At 29.4% G+C, this 18,369-nt stretch carries 25 protein-coding genes; 8 read left to right on the forward strand and 17 right to left on the reverse strand.

The window, feature by feature from the left end; all coding sequences use genetic code 11:
- Positions 1–207: 207 nt before the first annotated feature.
- On the reverse strand, positions 208–702 hold the full coding sequence (locus OCU47_RS14240; protein ID WP_261829271.1) for a hypothetical protein: 495 nt from the start codon (positions 700–702) through the stop codon (positions 208–210).
- A gap of 342 nt (positions 703–1,044) precedes the next feature.
- Here OCU47_RS14240 and OCU47_RS14245 point away from each other — a divergent pair, with 342 nt between their 5' ends.
- On the forward strand, positions 1,045–1,614 hold the full coding sequence (locus OCU47_RS14245; protein WP_261829272.1) for a DJ-1/PfpI family protein: 570 nt from the start codon (positions 1,045–1,047) through the stop codon (positions 1,612–1,614).
- A 107-nt stretch (positions 1,615–1,721) separates the two neighbouring features.
- Here OCU47_RS14245 and OCU47_RS14250 read toward each other — a convergent pair whose 3' ends face one another.
- A complete protein-coding gene (locus OCU47_RS14250; RefSeq protein ID WP_261829273.1) occupies positions 1,722–2,291 on the reverse strand; it encodes a flavodoxin family protein in 570 nt (189 codons plus the stop codon).
- Positions 2,292–2,472: 181 nt separating this feature from the next.
- Between OCU47_RS14250 and OCU47_RS14255 the strand changes: the two genes are divergently transcribed.
- Positions 2,473–2,859 carry a MerR family transcriptional regulator gene (locus OCU47_RS14255; protein WP_261829274.1) on the forward strand — a complete coding sequence of 129 codons (387 nt, stop codon included), beginning with the start codon at positions 2,473–2,475 and terminating at the stop codon, positions 2,857–2,859.
- A 91-nt stretch (positions 2,860–2,950) separates the two neighbouring features.
- Here the strand turns inward: OCU47_RS14255 and OCU47_RS14260 are convergent, their stop codons facing one another.
- The 3 genes from OCU47_RS14260 to OCU47_RS14270 form a co-directional block, all read right to left on the reverse strand.
- Positions 2,951–3,685 (reverse strand): conjugal transfer protein TraX, encoded by a 735-nt coding sequence (locus OCU47_RS14260; RefSeq protein ID WP_261829275.1) that lies wholly within the window; start codon positions 3,683–3,685, stop codon positions 2,951–2,953.
- A 399-nt stretch (positions 3,686–4,084) separates the two neighbouring features.
- Positions 4,085–5,059, reverse strand: coding sequence for an alpha/beta fold hydrolase (locus OCU47_RS14265; RefSeq protein ID WP_261829276.1), 975 nt, complete (start codon positions 5,057–5,059; stop codon positions 4,085–4,087).
- Between the two features lie 174 nt (positions 5,060–5,233).
- Positions 5,234–5,830, reverse strand: coding sequence for a TetR/AcrR family transcriptional regulator (locus OCU47_RS14270; RefSeq protein ID WP_261829277.1), 597 nt, complete (start codon positions 5,828–5,830; stop codon positions 5,234–5,236).
- Between the two features lie 361 nt (positions 5,831–6,191).
- On the opposite strand from OCU47_RS14270, the gene OCU47_RS14275 reads away from it, so the two are divergent.
- Positions 6,192–6,398, forward strand: a complete 207-nt coding sequence (locus OCU47_RS14275; RefSeq protein ID WP_261829278.1) for a helix-turn-helix transcriptional regulator — start codon at positions 6,192–6,194, stop codon at positions 6,396–6,398.
- On the forward strand, positions 6,395–6,826 hold the full coding sequence (locus OCU47_RS14280; RefSeq protein ID WP_261829279.1) for a DUF6442 family protein: 432 nt from the start codon (positions 6,395–6,397) through the stop codon (positions 6,824–6,826). Before OCU47_RS14275 ends, OCU47_RS14280 begins: the two co-directional genes overlap by 4 nt.
- A gap of 137 nt (positions 6,827–6,963) precedes the next feature.
- Here OCU47_RS14280 and OCU47_RS14285 read toward each other — a convergent pair whose 3' ends face one another.
- From OCU47_RS14285 to OCU47_RS14310, 6 genes are all read right to left on the reverse strand, one after another.
- A complete protein-coding gene (locus OCU47_RS14285) occupies positions 6,964–7,443 on the reverse strand; it encodes an MGMT family protein (RefSeq protein WP_261829280.1) in 480 nt (159 codons plus the stop codon).
- Positions 7,444–7,609: 166 nt separating this feature from the next.
- Entirely contained in the window at positions 7,610–8,431 is an 822-nt protein-coding gene (locus tag OCU47_RS14290; RefSeq protein ID WP_261829281.1) for a hypothetical protein, read from the reverse strand.
- Positions 8,432–8,499: 68 nt separating this feature from the next.
- Positions 8,500–9,285 (reverse strand): EFR1 family ferrodoxin, encoded by a 786-nt coding sequence (locus OCU47_RS14295; RefSeq protein WP_261829282.1) that lies wholly within the window; start codon positions 9,283–9,285, stop codon positions 8,500–8,502.
- 311 nt (positions 9,286–9,596) lie between these two features.
- Positions 9,597–10,475: a helix-turn-helix domain-containing protein gene (locus tag OCU47_RS14300; RefSeq protein WP_261829283.1), complete on the reverse strand. Its 879-nt coding sequence runs from the start codon at positions 10,473–10,475 to the stop codon at positions 9,597–9,599.
- Between the two features lie 8 nt (positions 10,476–10,483).
- Positions 10,484–11,527: a Fic family protein gene (locus OCU47_RS14305; RefSeq protein ID WP_261829284.1), complete on the reverse strand. Its 1,044-nt coding sequence runs from the start codon at positions 11,525–11,527 to the stop codon at positions 10,484–10,486.
- A gap of 197 nt (positions 11,528–11,724) precedes the next feature.
- Positions 11,725–12,228 (reverse strand): RrF2 family transcriptional regulator, encoded by a 504-nt coding sequence (locus tag OCU47_RS14310; RefSeq protein WP_261829285.1) that lies wholly within the window; start codon positions 12,226–12,228, stop codon positions 11,725–11,727.
- Positions 12,229–12,435: 207 nt separating this feature from the next.
- On the opposite strand from OCU47_RS14310, the gene OCU47_RS14315 reads away from it, so the two are divergent.
- From OCU47_RS14315 to OCU47_RS14325, 3 genes are read left to right on the forward strand one after another with little or no spacing between them, the layout of a single operon-like run.
- Positions 12,436–12,807 carry a pyridoxamine 5'-phosphate oxidase family protein gene (locus OCU47_RS14315; protein ID WP_261829286.1) on the forward strand — a complete coding sequence of 124 codons (372 nt, stop codon included), beginning with the start codon at positions 12,436–12,438 and terminating at the stop codon, positions 12,805–12,807.
- Positions 12,808–12,831: 24 nt separating this feature from the next.
- Positions 12,832–13,008 carry a 4Fe-4S binding protein gene (locus OCU47_RS14320; RefSeq protein WP_261829287.1) on the forward strand — a complete coding sequence of 59 codons (177 nt, stop codon included), beginning with the start codon at positions 12,832–12,834 and terminating at the stop codon, positions 13,006–13,008.
- Between the two features lie 19 nt (positions 13,009–13,027).
- Positions 13,028–13,204, forward strand: coding sequence for a helix-turn-helix domain-containing protein (locus tag OCU47_RS14325; protein WP_261829288.1), 177 nt, complete (start codon positions 13,028–13,030; stop codon positions 13,202–13,204).
- A gap of 89 nt (positions 13,205–13,293) precedes the next feature.
- On the opposite strand, the gene OCU47_RS14330 is transcribed toward OCU47_RS14325, so the two are convergent.
- The 4 genes from OCU47_RS14330 to OCU47_RS14345 all read right to left on the reverse strand — a co-directional run bounded on the left by OCU47_RS14330 (position 13,294) and on the right by OCU47_RS14345 (position 16,626).
- A complete protein-coding gene (locus OCU47_RS14330; RefSeq protein WP_261829289.1) occupies positions 13,294–13,644 on the reverse strand; it encodes a DUF2200 domain-containing protein in 351 nt (116 codons plus the stop codon).
- 30 nt (positions 13,645–13,674) lie between these two features.
- Entirely contained in the window at positions 13,675–14,373 is a 699-nt protein-coding gene (locus OCU47_RS14335) for an LbetaH domain-containing protein (protein ID WP_261829290.1), read from the reverse strand.
- 130 nt (positions 14,374–14,503) lie between these two features.
- A complete protein-coding gene (locus OCU47_RS14340; RefSeq protein ID WP_261829291.1) occupies positions 14,504–14,989 on the reverse strand; it encodes a GyrI-like domain-containing protein in 486 nt (161 codons plus the stop codon).
- Between the two features lie 509 nt (positions 14,990–15,498).
- The gene (locus OCU47_RS14345; RefSeq protein ID WP_261829292.1) at positions 15,499–16,626 is read right to left on the reverse strand and encodes an NADH:flavin oxidoreductase; all 1,128 of its coding nucleotides are present in this window, start codon (positions 16,624–16,626) and stop codon (positions 15,499–15,501) included.
- 308 nt (positions 16,627–16,934) lie between these two features.
- On the opposite strand from OCU47_RS14345, the gene OCU47_RS14350 reads away from it, so the two are divergent.
- Positions 16,935–17,273: a winged helix-turn-helix transcriptional regulator gene (locus tag OCU47_RS14350; protein ID WP_261829293.1), complete on the forward strand. Its 339-nt coding sequence runs from the start codon at positions 16,935–16,937 to the stop codon at positions 17,271–17,273.
- A gap of 155 nt (positions 17,274–17,428) precedes the next feature.
- Here OCU47_RS14350 and OCU47_RS14355 read toward each other — a convergent pair whose 3' ends face one another.
- Together OCU47_RS14355 and OCU47_RS14360 are read right to left on the reverse strand one after the other, a co-directional pair.
- The gene (locus tag OCU47_RS14355) at positions 17,429–17,737 is read right to left on the reverse strand and encodes an MGMT family protein (protein WP_261829294.1); all 309 of its coding nucleotides are present in this window, start codon (positions 17,735–17,737) and stop codon (positions 17,429–17,431) included.
- Between the two features lie 345 nt (positions 17,738–18,082).
- Positions 18,083–18,301, reverse strand: a complete 219-nt coding sequence (locus OCU47_RS14360) for a hypothetical protein (protein ID WP_261829295.1) — start codon at positions 18,299–18,301, stop codon at positions 18,083–18,085.
- Positions 18,302–18,369: the final 68 nt, after the last annotated feature.

Below are 18,369 nucleotides of genomic sequence, written 5' to 3' on the forward strand. Positions count from 1 at the left end.
ATATGGGCCATATAAGATATGTACTAAGTTTTGGTGGACAAGTTGCCTGATTCTTTGATTTAAAATTGAACTATAAGAATGTATTTTTCAAGAAATTTTATAGAATTTAATTGAAATATAAGGTATATAAAAACATTACTCCAACGAAAATTAGTGCTTAACTCCTAATTAAACTTTTATTTTAATTAGGAGTTAAGCACTAAAAAATTAAACCATTCTCCATATTTCAACTATTTCGCAATAAGCATGATTTTCATCTGGGTATTTTTCACTTAAAGATAATTGTGTGTTAACTGCTTCACGATATGCTGAAATTAAACCATACTCATTTAATGTTTTATAGCTAATCACTTCTTCATATCCAGCTCCACAGTTTGTTATTGCACTGATATAAGTTGTTGCTTCTACAAGATCATATCCACAAAATATGAAGTTATCATTTTCTAATAAATAATTAGGTTCTATCTCTGGTCGAATAATAACTGCTAAGAGTTGTTGTCCTCTTGGCAAATCGAATTTAATTTGCTTCTTTTCAACCTCTTGCATATCCATTAACCCGCAATCAAAAGTAACTAATTCACGTGCCAAAATTTTATTATGGTTAAACTTTTTCAAACTTTCATTATTCCAACAGCGATCAGAATAAAAATATCGAATATGTCCATACTTTTCATAATACTGGTATTTTTCTGTTATTGACATATCATCATCCCTCGCAAATTTCTATTTACTATTACTCAAATTTGTTGCTAATTACAGTATAGCATATACTTCAATTAAATTTCTTGGTTTTGATATAGTAATTAGAATCAAAAAGAGTAAGCAACCAACAAAGATTAGCTGAGTAAGTAGCTTTTTATTGATTCCATACTTTTCTGTGATATAATGGTAACAAGGTTAAATTTTATAAAAGGAGGCGATTTTATGGCAATAAAAGTTACAAAAATAAATTATACGGTGATTTTTTTATAGACTTCTTTTTTCCTTTAACCCTGTGAACAAAGTACTGTACTGTAATGCTTATCACCTAAAGAGGAGATTACAATGAGAAAAATACTATGTTTTGTTTATGAAAGTATGGCAGACTTTGAAATTACTTTGACCTGTCACATGTTAGGATGGAATCCAGATAAGGAATTCATTAGCATTGGTTATGAAAAGACACCAATTAGAGCTTCTTCAAATCTTCAGTACATTCCTGAAATGACAGTTAAAGAAGCCATTTCTCTTGATGATGTAGACGCATTAATTATCCCGGGAGGCTTTGAAAGAACATGTACGCCTGAACTAATTGAGCTAATACAAAAGATGCATAAAGAAAAAAAATTAATTTGTGCAATATGTGCCGCTCCAGAGTTTCTGGCTAAATCAGGAGTATTAGATAATCATTTATACACAACAACTTTAGGCGAAGATTATTATAAAGAAAATGAACTCAAGGACCCATTCCCTCGTCAAAACTATTCAGAAAGAAAAGTGGTAAGACATGAAAATATTATTACCGCTAAAGGACGATCTTTTATAGATTTTGGTATAGAAATCCTAGACTATTTTAATATGTTTGATGATGATTCAGAAAAAAGTATGTTGTCGAAATCATACAAAGGAGAATAAACTTGAGTTTTGTTTGAAAATATATACTAAATTTCAATAATTAATCAGAGCCACTCGTTTTACGGGTGGCTTAATCTTACACTATTCAGCATTGGAATATATGCTTTTTAACAACTTAATTTTCCCATTAACCATGCCATATTTTCTCCTAAGTTTTTCATATTCCTCATGCCTTCATCATCATTAATAACATCACCTATATCTTTTCCATAAACCATATTCCAATAAGTTGAACCAACTACAAGCACTTCTTTATTTAGTAAGAAATGATTTAAAGTATCTACTGCTGTCATTCCCCCTCCACGACGTACAGGCACAACAGAAGCCCCTACTTTATGTTTTAACATCCCTGGATTAGTTGCAACAACTACTCCAGCACGTTCAAGAAAGGCTTTCATTTTAGAGGTTATATCTGCTGAATATACCGGAGATCCAAGTATAATTCCATCTGCATGGACCATTTTGTTAAAACAATCATTAAAAAAATCATCTTTTACTACGCATTGTTTTCTCCCATTACAACAAAAACATCCAATACAACCTTTTACTGATTTATCTGCTAGTTCTATTAACTCAGTTTCAATTCCACTTTTTTTCAATTCTGAAAATATGCTTTTTATAATAATAGATGTATTTCCTCCTTTACGTGCACTCCCATTTATTCCTATAACCTTCATATAAAACGTCCTCCTATAAATTAATTATTTTTTTCACTAACAAGTACATACATTCTTAAGACTTCTTTAGTATAAACCTTAGAGTTTTCTCTAAGGCAAGCTTTTTATTTTTTAATTTTAATGTTAATATAATGTTTATTAATACATATAAAATGACTAATTTTAAGGAGGCTTATAGAAATTGAAAAACGGATTAAATATTAAAGAAGTTGCTAAATTAACTGGCCTAAGTGAACATACTTTACGTTTTTATGAAAAGCAACAATTAATTAAAAATGTTTCCCGTGATGAAAATGGTTATAGAGTTTATTCTGATTTTGATATAGAATGGATATTCTTTTTGATTAAAGTTAAAAATACAGGCATGCCTTTAAATGAGTTACAACAGTATTCAGAACTTATGGCAGAAGGAAATTCAACGCTTCCAGACAGAGAAAAAATGCTACTTATACACAGAGAAAGAGTAGAAAATCAAATTTCAGATTTAAAGCATACCCTTACTAAAATAGATGAAAAATTAGGTAGATATCATACTCTAATGAAGGAACTAAGCTTAAAATCTAAATAAATTCACTGTAAGTCTTAATCTAAAACTTACAGTGAATTTATTTTTAAATTTTCCATCTATTAAATTATAAATTGGAATCTAAAGTTCTTGTTCATACCCTGCCAACTAGTAGTGCAATAGCTCCTATAACAAGAAATTGTAGTGGATATATTACATAAAAAGCCCATTTAGAATACTTTGAACCACCCTTTGTTCCATTATACAAAGATAATAATAAAATAACTATGATAGGACTCAAAACCCTTGGAACAATCATATAAAAGTTTAATCCCCCATCTATAAATGATCCATAGATTACTTTGCACAAACTTAAGATAGTAAATGAAATCATTTGTTTTTTTGGATTCCCATAAAAAATACCAAAAGCTAAGACAAACAACACTCCAAATATTGCCCAATCAGCCTGATAAGTCATGAGAATTAAAAGTAAAATTAAAATAATCTTAAGTGGCTTATTTTCAATCTTCTCAAATGCTATCAGTGCTAACAGTCCACACATTAATGTAAATATAACACTGGTTGGAAATAAAGCAATTTTCCCTCCATTTACAAAAATATTATAGGGAATATGCGATATTAAAGCAAAAAGGGCTAGCCTTTCTACATACTTACTTCGATTCTTAGAATAATGATTACCTTCTGCTATAAAATAACACATAATAGGAGCTGTAATTTTGCCAATAGTATGCATAACCGCTGCACTGCTGGTATCTGTATTAACAAATGCCCAACCAACATGATCAATTATCATCGCTATAATTGCAATTATTTTAATTGTATTTCCTGAAAGAGATTTGCTTCTAAACTCCTTAATCATTGTTTCCATATATAAAATCCCCCTATATAAATATCCATTAGTAAATCTCCCTTACAAATTATTATTTATAAGATAGATTAACACTAAATCACGCATTACATTATAACATTTTTTACATATATTTCATATGAAAATATTTTTTACCTTGAACTTATAATGTTGTATTTTTACCTATAAAAATAGCTTTAATTTAATTGTAAACAAAATAAGAGAAGAAGAAACTCAATATTCTTTTTTGAATGGAGCTTTTGAATTTCTGCATACTGATGAATAAAAACTTATTAGAAAAATCAAAAAAAATAGTATCTTCTAATCACAATTGGATCGCTACTATTTTATAGATGTTGTATAATTTGTTTTGCTTGTAAATTAAAGACGGTGAAGGCTATAAAAAACACAACAAATAAATTATGTCAGAGCTTTCTCTTCAATTTTATTAATTTCTGATAATGTATCAAAAAACAAACCAGGTTGATCAAGCATTAGGAAGTGCCCCGCATTTGGAATAATATAAATCTTTTTATAGGGAGCATTTATCTGTTCAAAATAATTTTGTGCAATAATATATGGTGCCTGCCAGTCACATCCACCTAAGACATAATATATTGGTACTCTATATTCTAATGATTCGTTACACAAATCGAAATTAACTAGAAATTTAAGAACATTCTCATTTGCCTTAGGTATCTTGATAAATGATATAATATCTAAAAAGTTGAAAATAGGGCTTTTTAACATAGCAATCCAAATAGAAAACCTCAACTCTAGACCTATTTTATATTTGCCCTGGAGCTTTCGAACCACATTACATTTCTTCAAAAATTCTTTACCAAAGTCAATTTTATTTCCAGGATATTCACCTATGCCCTCAAGTTTTTTTAAAGACCTTTTATCATCTGCTTGTTCAATAAGTTCTTTAACTTTATTATAGCCTACCTTCTCATTTTCAACTATATCAATAACCTGTGCAGCACCTATATAATATGCTATATCTTCAGGATACTTCTTAATAAATAAAGATCCCAAAATGCTTCCCCAACTATGGCCAAGCAAAACTATCTTCTGCTTGCTATATTTTTTCTTAAGATATTGAACAACCTCATACAAATCTTGCAACATCAAATCAATTGTAGGCAACTTATTAGGATTTTGGGTCAGTGTTTTTCCTGCCCCACGCTGATCCCAATGAACTACAGTATAGATTTCTTCCCATTTTTCTTGAAAAGCACCTGTGAGTAGGGATTCAGCTGAACCTGGTCCTCCGTGCAAATAAAGCATTACTGGATTATCATAGCTTGTTCCTAGATGAAACAAAAATTGTTCTATTCCATTAATTGATACATATTCATTGATATAAATTAGCCTCTTACATTTATTTTTCATCGTTACTATTATCCTTCCTTATTTATGAAGCTTTATTAAACTTTCTCTTACCAACCTTTTAAATTCTCAGGATTTGATTTTTCAAAATTTACCAGTCACTCTCTTTGTATATCTGTTTCATAAATATATATTTTTTTATTGTATGTTAAGCCTCTCTGTTTTACTATTTCTTAATTAATAAAAGAGATATTTTTCAACTGCATTCTCTGCTTCTCTTAAAATACGTTCTCTCTCTATTTTATTCTTTGACCAGATAATCTCATCCACTACTGAATTAAAGAATGCCAAAATTACAGTTATTGCTGCTTCAGTATCCTGAATTTTAATTTTATCTTTAAAATACTGAATATAATCAAACACTATCTTCTTAATTTGCTCATGCTGTTTTTGCATCAAATTCTCTACTTCTGGTTTACTGAATCTAAGTATATAAATTTCTCTATTTAATTCCTTAGATTTTTCATGAATTTGAATTATGCTATTCATTAATTCATGCATCCATATATTAGGATCATCTTGAAATTTCTTCATGTCATTATAAAATTCTTCATGAACATTAAGAAAAGATTCATTATATAGGTTGATTATCTCAAAGAAAATTGTATCCTTATCCTTAAAATAAAAATACAGATTACCTATAGAAATATTCGCCGTTTTTGCAATTTCATTTGTGCTAGTTTTAAAATAACCATTTTTACAGAAAAGTTCAAAGGCTGTATCTAAAATCTTTCGTCGTGTCTCCATACTTCGTTTTTGCTTAGGTTCATGCATATATACATTATCCTCCTCTATATAATTCAACTGATTCCATTTGAGCAATTTCTATCTAAGTTGAATAAAATTTAAAAAAGCTCTCATTTTCTATAAAAAGCAAAACCAAATATTAGAATTAGAGTTTGTACTCTAATTCTAATACCAAAAAATACCTATGTCAATATATTTAGAGTAATAGCTCTAAATATATTGACATAGATTAAAAAATTGTATTTGTAACAAATGCAATTAAAACTTGATCCATAATATGAATTTATTTATTCTCATATTTTTTTATGGAAAGTTAGCTTGACATCCATAAAATGTAATAGTATTATTTAAGTATGGAAAGCAAGCTTTACATTAAAGAGGTGAAAATATGAAAAATCGTTTAGAAGAAATACGGAAAAAACATGGCATAAAGCAAGAAGAATTAGCAGCGGCTCTTGAAGTCTCCAGGCAAACAATTGGTTCACTAGAAAACGGAAGATACAATCCTTCAATTGTATTAGCATTTAAAATTGCAAAATATTTCAATATGACTATAGAAGAAATTTTTATTTATGAGGAGGAAGAAATAAAATGAAAAAAAATATTACAAATTACTTTGCAGTGGCATTGGGATTGCTACTATTATGTATAGGGTTATATTTAATTAAAACAATTATTGCCCCACAAGGGATAATGAGAGCATTACCATATGTGTGTGTAGGATTGGGCTGTGGAATTTTTGGTCATGGCATGGGAGAAGTTATCAGTCGTAGAACATTTAAAAATCATCCCGATGTTGAGAAACAAATTAAAATTGAAAAACAGGACGAACGTAATGTTGCTATTGGAAATTGTGCAAAAGCTAAAGCCTATGATATGATGATATATGTATTTGGAGCTTTAATGCTTACTTTCGCTTTGATGGGCATTGATATGGCAGCTGTTCTTCTTTTAGTTTCTGCGTATTTATTTGTCATAGGATATGGTATTTATTATCGTTGCAAATTTGATAAAGAAATGTAGTGAATAAAGCATATTCTTATATAGCAAACAATTATAGATGGATTTATCCATCTATAATTGTTTGCTATACTTTGCCTATAAAATATCTTTTTGGACCAGCTTATTTTTTCAAGATACCTTAATGTAAAATTTGACTACTAACTCAAATTATATAAAGTATTTTGATAGTCTTTAACAAAATACTTTATATTTGTTCTACCACGTTGAATAATAGTATGACCTTCTGCTTCTAACTTTACTTTCTGCGCTTCAATGCCGCCAGGATATTTTGGATTCAATTCTCCTTGAGCTTTTAGTGTTCGCCAATAAGAGGTTTTATCTTCATTCCTCTGCTCACTTGCCCATGCCGCAATAGAAACAAAAATACCAGCAGTAATAGGTTCTGTAAAATCTGCACCACTTATTTTTGCAAAATATTTTCTAATTTCTCCTACTGTTATAACTTTTCCATAAGGAATTAACTTCATAACTTGGTCATAGTCTATTGGTGGTGCAAAATACATTCTTTCTCCACCATATCTTTCAATACTTTTTTTATCTGTGATAATTTGAATTTTAGGCATGTCTTTACTGTCATTCAGCATAGCATTAAAATCTTTCGTATCTTCATTTGCCATAATCAAGCACCTCCTATAAATAAAGAATATCTTATACCATTCTGTGATGCAATGAGACGATTTTTCTTTTTAACATTTAATCATAATATATTTATTTTGGTTGTCCAAAGATAAGCATCACGTATCAACATAAAATGTGTTTAAATCATTTCTACATCATACTCACTTATTTTGGCCAGAAAAAATTACGACTAAACTTTAATGAAATATTACTGCATTTTAATTTTAAAGTTTCTATTAAGGTCTTAAAGTCATTTTTAACATTTTTATCACACATAATCCTAATACTACCTAAGGATCTAGAATTTTTATCATATATTTTGATAAAATAACACCCCTTATTGTTCCCCCTTGAAGGAGGGATATATTTAATTGAACCCTTCATAATATCATTATAATCAATAGCTGCACATGCAAAAGGCGTAAATTTAATCAAAAAGTTTTTTGTAAATCTAAAATCATCATAATCCTTTAAAGTCATAATTTCTTTCTTTAATTTTTGTTCTTCCGTTTCAGATAAGGATTTAATCATATTTTTAAACTTAGGAATTTCTTTTTTTAGTGAAAAGAAATTGATCACAAATAAAAGATCAACAATAACTATCAGAAATACAGTTTCAAGTATAAACTCCTTTGACTTTAAAATTTCATCTGAAGGTATATTACAAAAACATAAAATCACACCTATTAATGATATAAAAACTAAAATAACATAAAATTTTAATCCTCTTTTATCTCCTTCCTCCAAAAACTTATAAAGATTTCTAGTGGTTGCAGCGTGATGTACAAATTTCACTGCAATAAATAAATCCATGCATAGATAGACTACTGCTAAGCCTGCAATATAACAATTATTTGTATTATTGGGGGAAGGCATTAAAAGCCAAGATATTATAAAAAATAAAAGCATTGAACTAAAGAGTATAATAGGAATAACTACCCAATTCCTTAATCTAGCTTGTCTATAGTTTTCTAAATATGATAACATAACCTTTTTCCTTTCTTTATTTAAACCAAATATTAAATCTTATAACTCATTTAGCTCCTGCTATTTGTCTATTTAAATAACTCATTTGTTTCAATATAAGGATTTTTATATCGTAATTTATTAATTGTACTTTTATTATACTGTATCGCTTGTTTGGGACATAAATTTAAACATGCTACGCACTGTTCACACCTATGATTCCATGTTGGTTTTCCATTATTAATATTAATATTTTTAACAGGACATATCTTTTCACATAAGCCGCAACCTGAACAATTATCATTTACCCAATAATTCTTATCCAATTTGTAAAAAGATTTTGTAGCTAATCCATGTATTATTTTAGTACCTAAAAACCTTTGAAAAAATCCTCCTCGTTCAATAATATTAATGCTTCTATTATTTATTATTTCAATAATTTCATCTATTTTTTTCTCTACTAATAAAAATTTTTTATTTTGAATACTAATTGGCTCTGCTTTGTAATATATTATGTTATTTCCTGGCATGCATATATTAAATCCAGCTGAAATATTTATTTCAACTTCTTTTAACTTTCTTTTTAATAATAAAAGCGCTCCACCAGGCTGCGATTTATATGTTGCTACTGCAAAAATATATTTATCTTTAAAAGATTCATCTAATTTACTTATAAATTTTGAAATGATTGATGGTATTCCATAAATATATATAGGAAATACTATACCTATGCAATCAGACTCGGTATGTATTTTTTCATTTAGCACTGTTTCTGAAATTGGAACAATATCAGCGTTTTCAAAATTATTAGCTAATTTTTTTGCAACCATAAATGAATTTCCGGTTCCTGAAAAATAAAAAATTGAGGTACTCATTTTAACTCATCCCTTTCATGTTCTTTGGAAAATAAAATCCCTTGATTAATAAATATATTAACTTAGGAGACTCTACTCTTCATGACATTTCTTGCTATCAAGTGAAACTTGATTCAGGTGAGGTTCTATTCCCATCTGAATCTTAGTTGAACTTACACCCTCAAGGGGTACCCCCTCTAGGAGCGTACAGCCGTTATCTCCAACTTAAGCAGACATCTCGAATCTATGATTTGATGATGGTCGCTTACTCTGTGAGTACTCATCTGACTTTAGGAAGAGGAGTTTCATATAAAGTTGGAGTGTTCCGGATGCTAGCTATCGGATAAATCAGCTATAACAACAGGGATTAATATGTGCACCTCACTACTATCAAAATAATTTTTATCATATACTGAAATAATTCCAACATCATTTGAATTTAATTTCACTTCATTTACAGCTATCCATTTGAATAAATCATTCAATAATGTAGTGCATATTTCTAACATCTCACCATTGTAGTTGAACCTTGCAAACCACCCACCATTTATTATCCTACCTGTGCAATGTTTTAAATTGTCGCCTTCATTACTTTCTATCCCTGAAAAAATATTATAATTACCACTTTCATAGTCTAACCAATTAACCATACTATAAAATTTATCATAATTTAAATTATTGATATTGCTAATCTTATCAATAAACGTCTCACTTCTATTTCTTATTATAGACTCATAGCCTACCTCATTAATATCAACATCCATAAGTATTCCTTTTAATCTTATCGTTTCCAAATACACATATTCTACTTTTAGTGTTAATCCCCTAGGACAACTTACAAATTCCCTATTAATTATATTAGCCTTTTCAATAGTATTAACTCTTATCATATCTTTACGGCATTTTTGTGGTGATATTCCAAATTGTCTTTTAAACGCTCTACTAAATACTTCAGGATATTTGAATCCATAATCCATAGATATATTAATTATTAAATCATCGGATGAAATTACTCTATAAAATGCTTTTGTTAACTTCCTCCCAATAATATAATTTTTTAAGCTTGTCCCTATAACTGCTCTAAATATCCGTTCAAAATGATATTCTGAAATATAAAATTGTTTTGATATATCGCAGAGTTTAGTTTCTCCATCAATATTTTCTTCAATATATTCTATGGCCTGATTAATCATCTCTATATATGAATTCATTTTACCCCCTATAGTTTTCTCCACTTAGAATTTCTTCCCTTACCTACGGCTTCTATTTTTCCTTCAATTCTCAATTTTTCAAACACTCTATTTATAGTGGCTTCTCCCACATCAGGGCATATAGTTCTTATTTCATTCTTAGTAAAATAGCCCAATTTACCTTCTACAGCCATTTCTACTCTTTCACTCTTACTGCCCTTAGTGTTTTCAATACATCCTACTCTATCCTCTAATTCCTTATATGCTTTTATAATAATTCCAAGAAAATACTCAAGCCATATATATAAATTATTCTTTCCATCATGCCATAACATTGATGATTTATTAAGCGCTTCATAGTAAGTTTCTTTACTATCCTCAATAATTTTTTCTAAACTAATAAATCTTCCAACATCAAAACCACTTTGATACAAAAGTAAAAGTGTTAATAATCTAGACATTCTACCATTTCCATCATTAAAAGGATGGATGCAAAGAAAATCTAATATAAATGCCGCTATTAAAACTAGTGGTTCTACCTCTTCCTTTGCAATCTCCTTCCTATATTCTTCACAAAGCTTCTCCATGTAACTTGGAGTACTAAAAGCATCTACAGGCTTAAATCTTATATACTTAGTTCCGTTAGGCAATATTTCTTCAATCACATTATCTGTATTTTTATAACTTCCACCTTTAGCTGATGAAAATTTGTATAAATCTCTATGTAACTGTAACAATACAGGTGATTTTACCGGTATAGCATCAAAATCACTATGAATAGTATTTAATACATCTCTATACCCAGCTATTTCACTCTCACTTCTATCCCTTGGCTCTATTTTATTATCCATTATTTCACGCAATCTTTTATTAGACGTGTAAATACCTTCTATTCTGTTAGATGATTCTGCACTTTGTATAATTGCTACATCTTTAAGTGTGTTTAATATTTGAGGAGATTGTTTTTTATACAAATCTTGCTTTCCTTTATATTCATTTATAGTTGTTAACATTCTCACTATGTTCATTGGTAATGTTAATTTATTTAATTCATCATTTCCAAAAGAAATCATTATATAGCCTCCTTTGTTTATATTATATTATTATCATTTTATCATAAACATAATCACTTAGGGTGAAATGATTATGTTTTTTATTAAAGTAATCTATTAAAGCTCAAATAAACCTTATCATTTAGTATAAAATGATAAGGTTTATTCTTAAAGTGAATTTATTTTAAAATTATCACTTTATTAAACTATATATTAAATTACTTCTTGCTATTATTGAACCATTCAATTGTTGCATTTTTCATTTCTTTAGGCAGTTTTTTATTGTATACTTCGTCATATAGCCACGCCAATGTCTTGTTACTTAAGTATTTTCTCATTTCATCTTCTGCTTCTGACATTACAACTTTTATTAAACAAGGGCATTTAGTATATGTATCTGGCAAATTATCTTTATCTAGCAATATATTATTTTGTCTAATTTCTGCACATTGAAAAAATGGTTCATTTCCTTCTACCGCTTCAACAATATCCCAAAAGGTTATCTCTTCTGCACTACGAGCTAATGCATAACCACCTTTTGCACCTGGTACAGACTTTATGATTCCTGACTTACTTAATTTCGCATATACTTTTGATAAATAGGTTTCCGAAACGCCTTGAAATGTGGCTAAATCTCTTATCCCAACAGATTTACCCTCTTCTGTGTTTACCATATATAATAAGCAATGTATTGCATATTCTACTCCTACTGAAAATTTCATTTTCCGCACTCCTTTAATATATTATCTTTATTTTATTAATAATATACTATTATTTATTCTCATTCAAGACACTCATACAACGTTAAATATCTACTCTTTTACAGAATATTTCTATTGACACAAATGCGAAAAAAACATATTCTTATTATAGATAATAATTATCGTCGATAGTACTTATCTATAATTATACGAAAGAAGGAATGTAAAATGTTTACAGAAAAATTTTTTGAGGTACTTAATCATGAAGGAGTAGTTTCTATCGGAACTTGTTCAAATAATGAAGTTCATGTCGTTAATACATGGAACAGTTATTTAATTGTTGTAGAAGGAAATAAAATCTTAATTCCTGCAGCTGCTATGATTAAAACAGAAGAAAATATTAATTCTAACCCTAAAGTTAAATTAACTCTTGGTAGTAAAGAAGTAATGGGTTATCAATATCCAGGAACTGGATTTCTACTTGAAGGAACTGCTAAATTACTAAAAGATGGAGATAACTTTAAAATTATGAAAGAAAAGTGTCCATTCCTTACAAGAACATTAGAAGTTACAGTTACATCCTGCAAACAAACATTATAATTTTCTGCATGTAAAGAGAAAATTATGCCTAGAAAAATAAATAAATCAGATTGTGTAGGTTGTGGAACTTGCGAACGTGTATGCATTGTTGGATGTATCACAGAAGAGATTGATAAAAAAAGATTAATTAACAAATCTGCTTGTGTTGACTGTGGAGCTTGCCAATTAGCTTGCCCCCAAAAATGTATTTCTCAAAAATAACTGAAAGGATAGATTTAAAATGGAATTATCTGAAAGAATAATTGAGCTTCTCTCCAAGTCAGACCCTATGAAATCAAATGAAATTGCTGAAGCTCTTAATATTGATAAAAAAGATTTGGATAAAGTATTAAAGCAGCTCAAAAATGATTCAAAAATAACATCACCGAAAAGATGTTTTTATTCTATAGAAAAATAGAGTTATAAAGACTTTAGTACAAAGTTAAAAATATTCTGTTTACTTAAGAAGGTTGGATAGATTAAAACTTCCAACCTTGATTTTAATCATTATTTTCTCAAAATCTTATCCATCGCTTTTCCCTTTGCTAACTCATCTATTAGCTTATCCAAATAGCGAATTTCCTGCATAGTTGGTTCTTCAATGTCTTCCACTCGAACACCACAGATAACACCTTTAATCAAAGTCCTTAAAGGATTCAGCTTAGGAGCTTCTGCAAAAAAAGTTTCGAAATCTGTTTGTTTCTCCAGTTGTGCTTCTAGTTCTTGCTGGCTATATCCTGTTAACCAACAGATGATTTCATCAACTTCTGTTTTTGTACGTCCTTTTTTCTCCACCTTATTAACATAAAGTGGATAGACACTTGCTACACTCATTGTATAAATATTATGTTTAGTCATGATACACCCTCACTTATATTATGTTTTTGCCTAATTATGAATTAAGGTATTATGATTGCAGCACAGACCACAACTACAACGTGTATCCCCAAATTTTAAGTCATAAGTTTCTGAAAGCTCTACATTAACTTTAATAACCTTTTCTGCAAAATCTGATTGTTCCTTTGGTACTTCTAAAAGATTATCTGCCTTAGCTTGTGTATTTATAATTGCACCAATTGGAACATATCTATTTTCTCGTATCCTAATCCCTCCCGTTACAATTGCTCCTATATCTATATAACAATTATCCTCTACAATAGCATTAAATACAATTGAGTTAAATCCAACAAATGTATTATTTCCTACAATAGCTGGTCCATGAATTAATGATCCATGAGCTATACTTACATGGTTCCCAATATATATTGAATACCTTACACCATTTACAGAATACTTAGCATCCTTTAGCCCATGAAATATCACTCCATCTTGTATATTAGAATCATATCCTATATAAAATGGTGTTCCCTCATCTGCTCTAAGCACTACATTAGAGCCTAAAAACACATTATTTTTTATTATTACATCACCTATTACACTTGAAAATGGCCCTATAAATGCACTTTCACTTATTTGAGGATATATACTCACAGAATTAAATGACGTAGAGGGATTTTCTCCAATAAAGTAAGCATATAAATTAGCTGACCCTATTGGTTTATATTCCCCTTTTACAATATTATGCATTGTAATTTTCTCCTTAAATTAATATTACATTATATTATATTTAATATTAATTTGTTAATCATTCTGGAAATATAAAACTCCAATAATACCATGATACTAATAAAACAATTAACAAGAGTAATTATTTCATCTATAAAATTGGAAATAAGCAATACATCTCTGGATACTCCAGTTCTACTGTTTTCTTTGGATAAACTTCTACGGTAAATTCATTACTAAGCTTAATCTTTTCATTCCTTGCCCATTTCTTAGCTTCTTTTTGTCTTGCCATTAACTTAGTACCCACCAAATCCTGATGATTTTCTCCATTAAATTCAACCTTGACATACTTTCCTGCTGAAATTGTAAAACTCTTGAATCCTGTCTCTTCCTCTTGAACTTCAGTTATTTCAACACCAACTATATAGTCAGGAACTTTATTCAGACAAACTGCATATTCAATCTCTTTGTCTGCACGATTCGGAGTATTATTCTTCATGTCCTCCGTATACTTGCCCCACATCATTCCAAGACTATTAAAATTAATCGACAAACCAGAACTCTGTAAATTCAACCCATACACTATAATATCTTCATCAACTGTTACAACCTCAATATTACACTTTTCATTATACATCTACAAATCCTCCTTTTAAATAACACGGTATACTCTTTATATCATATATGTATTTTCCTGCAAACAGAGATTGTAATTATTTACAACCTATTTCTATTACTATTGCTCACTTTTCACACCGTTGCCATAATATACTAGCTATACTGTTGTTACGAAACTCCTCAATTACATAAATCCCTTCTAAATATCACACTTGAGTACTATCTGTCCCCTCAATGTAGTCTTTTCTTAATCCACATTAAGCAACACGCACCCGAATATTATCATTATAAAATATAGATATTTCTAATTTGTTAGATAGTATCAATGTTCTCATATAAAAATTAAAAGCAAAGAAAAAAGTGCCTAATCCTTGCAAGATTAGCACCTTTCTTCCTAACATATTTTGTTAGAATCCAATAGTCATAAAACAATTGATACTCAAACTTATACATAAAAGTTTAACTATCATTTAGATAATAGCATAATTTAAAAGTATAAAAATAGCCTTAGACAAGTAGAATAAAAATCTATTTATTCTTCTTTTCTGCTTCTCTAATATTTAAAATACATCTTTTACCTGGTGTGTTATAACATTGATTACATGATACACATTTAGGTTTCTTTAAATCCCCACTTGCCCATTTATTTATTAAATCTGGCTCAGCTGTTAGAGGTCTTGATAAGGTAAAATATCTTATTTTTTCATTGTTTAATAAACATTCCATAACGTCTAAATGTCTATTACCACCTATTAAAATAACTGGTATATCTACTATAGCTGCAAGCTTTGTAGCATAATCCTTAAAGTAGGATTCCCTTTCCTTAGATATTACAACTTTAGTACGAGCTGCTCCCATATTAGTATCTAATACTTCTTTTATTGATTCATTTCCACCTGTTACTTCAATAGCATCTATACCTAAGTCTGCAAGTTTTTTAGCTACATATAAGCTTTCCTCTTTAGTTAATCCACCTTCTTTAATATAGTCAGCAGAATTTAGTTTTATTAAAATTGGGAAATCGTTACCTACTTTTTCTCTCATAGCTTGGAAGATTTCAAATATTATTCTTCCTCTATTTTCTATGTTACCTCCATATTCATCAGTCCTCTTATTGTAATATGGTGATAAAAATTGACTAAGTAAATATCCATGTCCACCATGTATTTCAACTCCATCAAAGCCTGATTCCTTAACTCTTCTTGCAGCTTCTGCATATGCATTAACTAAGTATTTGATTTCATCTTTAGTGATTTCCTTTGCCCAAGTCTTAGTAACTTCATTTTGCATAGTTGATGGACCCCAGATAATTCTTTCCCCTACATTATAGGTAGTCATAAATCCACCATAAACTATTTGCATTATTATATTGGCACCTAAATCATGTATTTTATCTGTAAATTCTTTATATTCCTTTATAAATGAATCATTATATATTCCCATCATTCCTGGATTTGGTTGCTCATCCTCTGTTACAAAGGCATATCCGGTTATTATCGTCCCAGCTCCACCCTTTGCTAGTTCTTCATAAATTGAAATTAACTCAGGTGTTAAATGCCCTTTTTCATCTGCTAAACCTTCCCAAAGAGCACCTCTAAAAAATCTATTTTTTAATTCCATTTTTCCGATATTTGTTTTATCCCAAAGACTTTTCATTTAAATCTCTCCCTTGAATTAAGTTATCCGCGGTACAAACATAATATAACTCCAAATTGAAAGTGCAACAAGTATGCACTTTTTAGTAACTTGATATTATTTAGGCCTTATTAATTATTGATAATTAGCTTTAATTACACGTAACCAATTAGCTATATTTTTTTCCTAATTATCTATTTTTATTTTACGATTTAAATATTGGTATAGAATTAGGTCCTATATCATGCTTGAAAGTAAATCTATTGACTAAATAAACTTTTTTTTATATTATCTTAAATAATTAATCTATAACTTAAGGAGACGGTAATTTGATTAAATATAATAATAAAAAATATGTTTGTTTGCTCGATTTAGCAATGGATTCTATCCGCGGTAAATGGAAGGCTGTTATACTTTGTCACCTTTATGATGGGCCTAAAAGATTTTTAGAACTACAAAGAATTACTAATGGAGTAAGTCATAAGGTTCTTACTGAGAAGTTAAAAGAGTTAGAAGAAGATAATTTACTTCAAAAGATTGCTTATGATGAAAATCCTCCTAAGGTAGAATACAAATTAACAGCTATGGGAAGAGAGTTAGCTACTGCTATTAAGGAAATCGAAAAATGGTCTTTAAAGTATTATAGTGATATTGTTGAAGAATTATAATTAAAAGAATGGACTTTTATATGCTATTCTGATATAAATACTCAACAGCCTCCTATTTCTGGTATCAAAGCTTGAATTGGAATTTATAGATGAGGTAAGAATGAAAAGGTAAGAGTTATGACAATAATTCTGTTCATTCATTCTTAATCTTCATCCTAACAGTCCCACCGATTTCCCTTCATATCAACATGATTTGCATCTTTAAAGGATACACCTTCTTCTAATAGCAGAAATCGTTGTTCTTGCCACCCCGGTACCAACCTTCCAGCATGATTTACAACACGATGACATGGATAGCGCCCATAAAATTCTGCTTGACTAAGAACCTTACCGACAAGTCGTGCATTTTTGTCTCTGCCAATAAGGCTGGCAATTTGTCCATAGATAGCCACTTTCCCTTCTGGGATTTCTTCCACAACAGATAGTATCTCATAAATTAATTGTTCATCCATAATCTTTTTCATATATTCACCTGTAATATGAATCCTTACTTTGATATATTGTTATACTTTTACGCAATATTTTAATATTTAATGTTCTGTCTTAGAGATATAATACTAACAAAAAATAAACAGTGCGTCACCGTAACGCAGTGATTGGCAGTAATAATGAAACTATCAAATAATATCAACAAATTGGAAAAAATTTTTCCACAATTACACTCAATCTTATCCACATATTCAAGGATAATTATCACTTGTCATGAGGCTGGCACCATTTTATATTATTATAAATAAACTTACCTACTATTAATTTATAGCCTTTACAGGACGTGCTTCAATATACCCTCTGTATCCCATTGGTGCAAGTTAAAATCTTAGTACAGCTTCTGATGCCCATTGATATCCATAAACAGACGGAGTAAATCTTTCTATATGATTCCAAACTTCGCCGATTGAATCCATAAAATCTTCATCGTTATAAGGTTTACCCTGAAAAACCATTGGTTTACAAAGTGGCAATTGAATAAGTTCATACCAATCAGGTATATTATTAGCGTAGTCTGTTACAACTTCTACTCCTTGCACATATTGAAACGGTGCTTTCCCAGTAACTTCTTTAAATAATCTTGCTGCATGCCATGGAGAATATCCTG

Source organism: Clostridium sp. TW13, assembly GCF_024345225.1.
In the GTDB taxonomy this organism is placed as follows: domain Bacteria; phylum Bacillota; class Clostridia; order Clostridiales; family Clostridiaceae; genus Inconstantimicrobium; species Inconstantimicrobium mannanitabidum.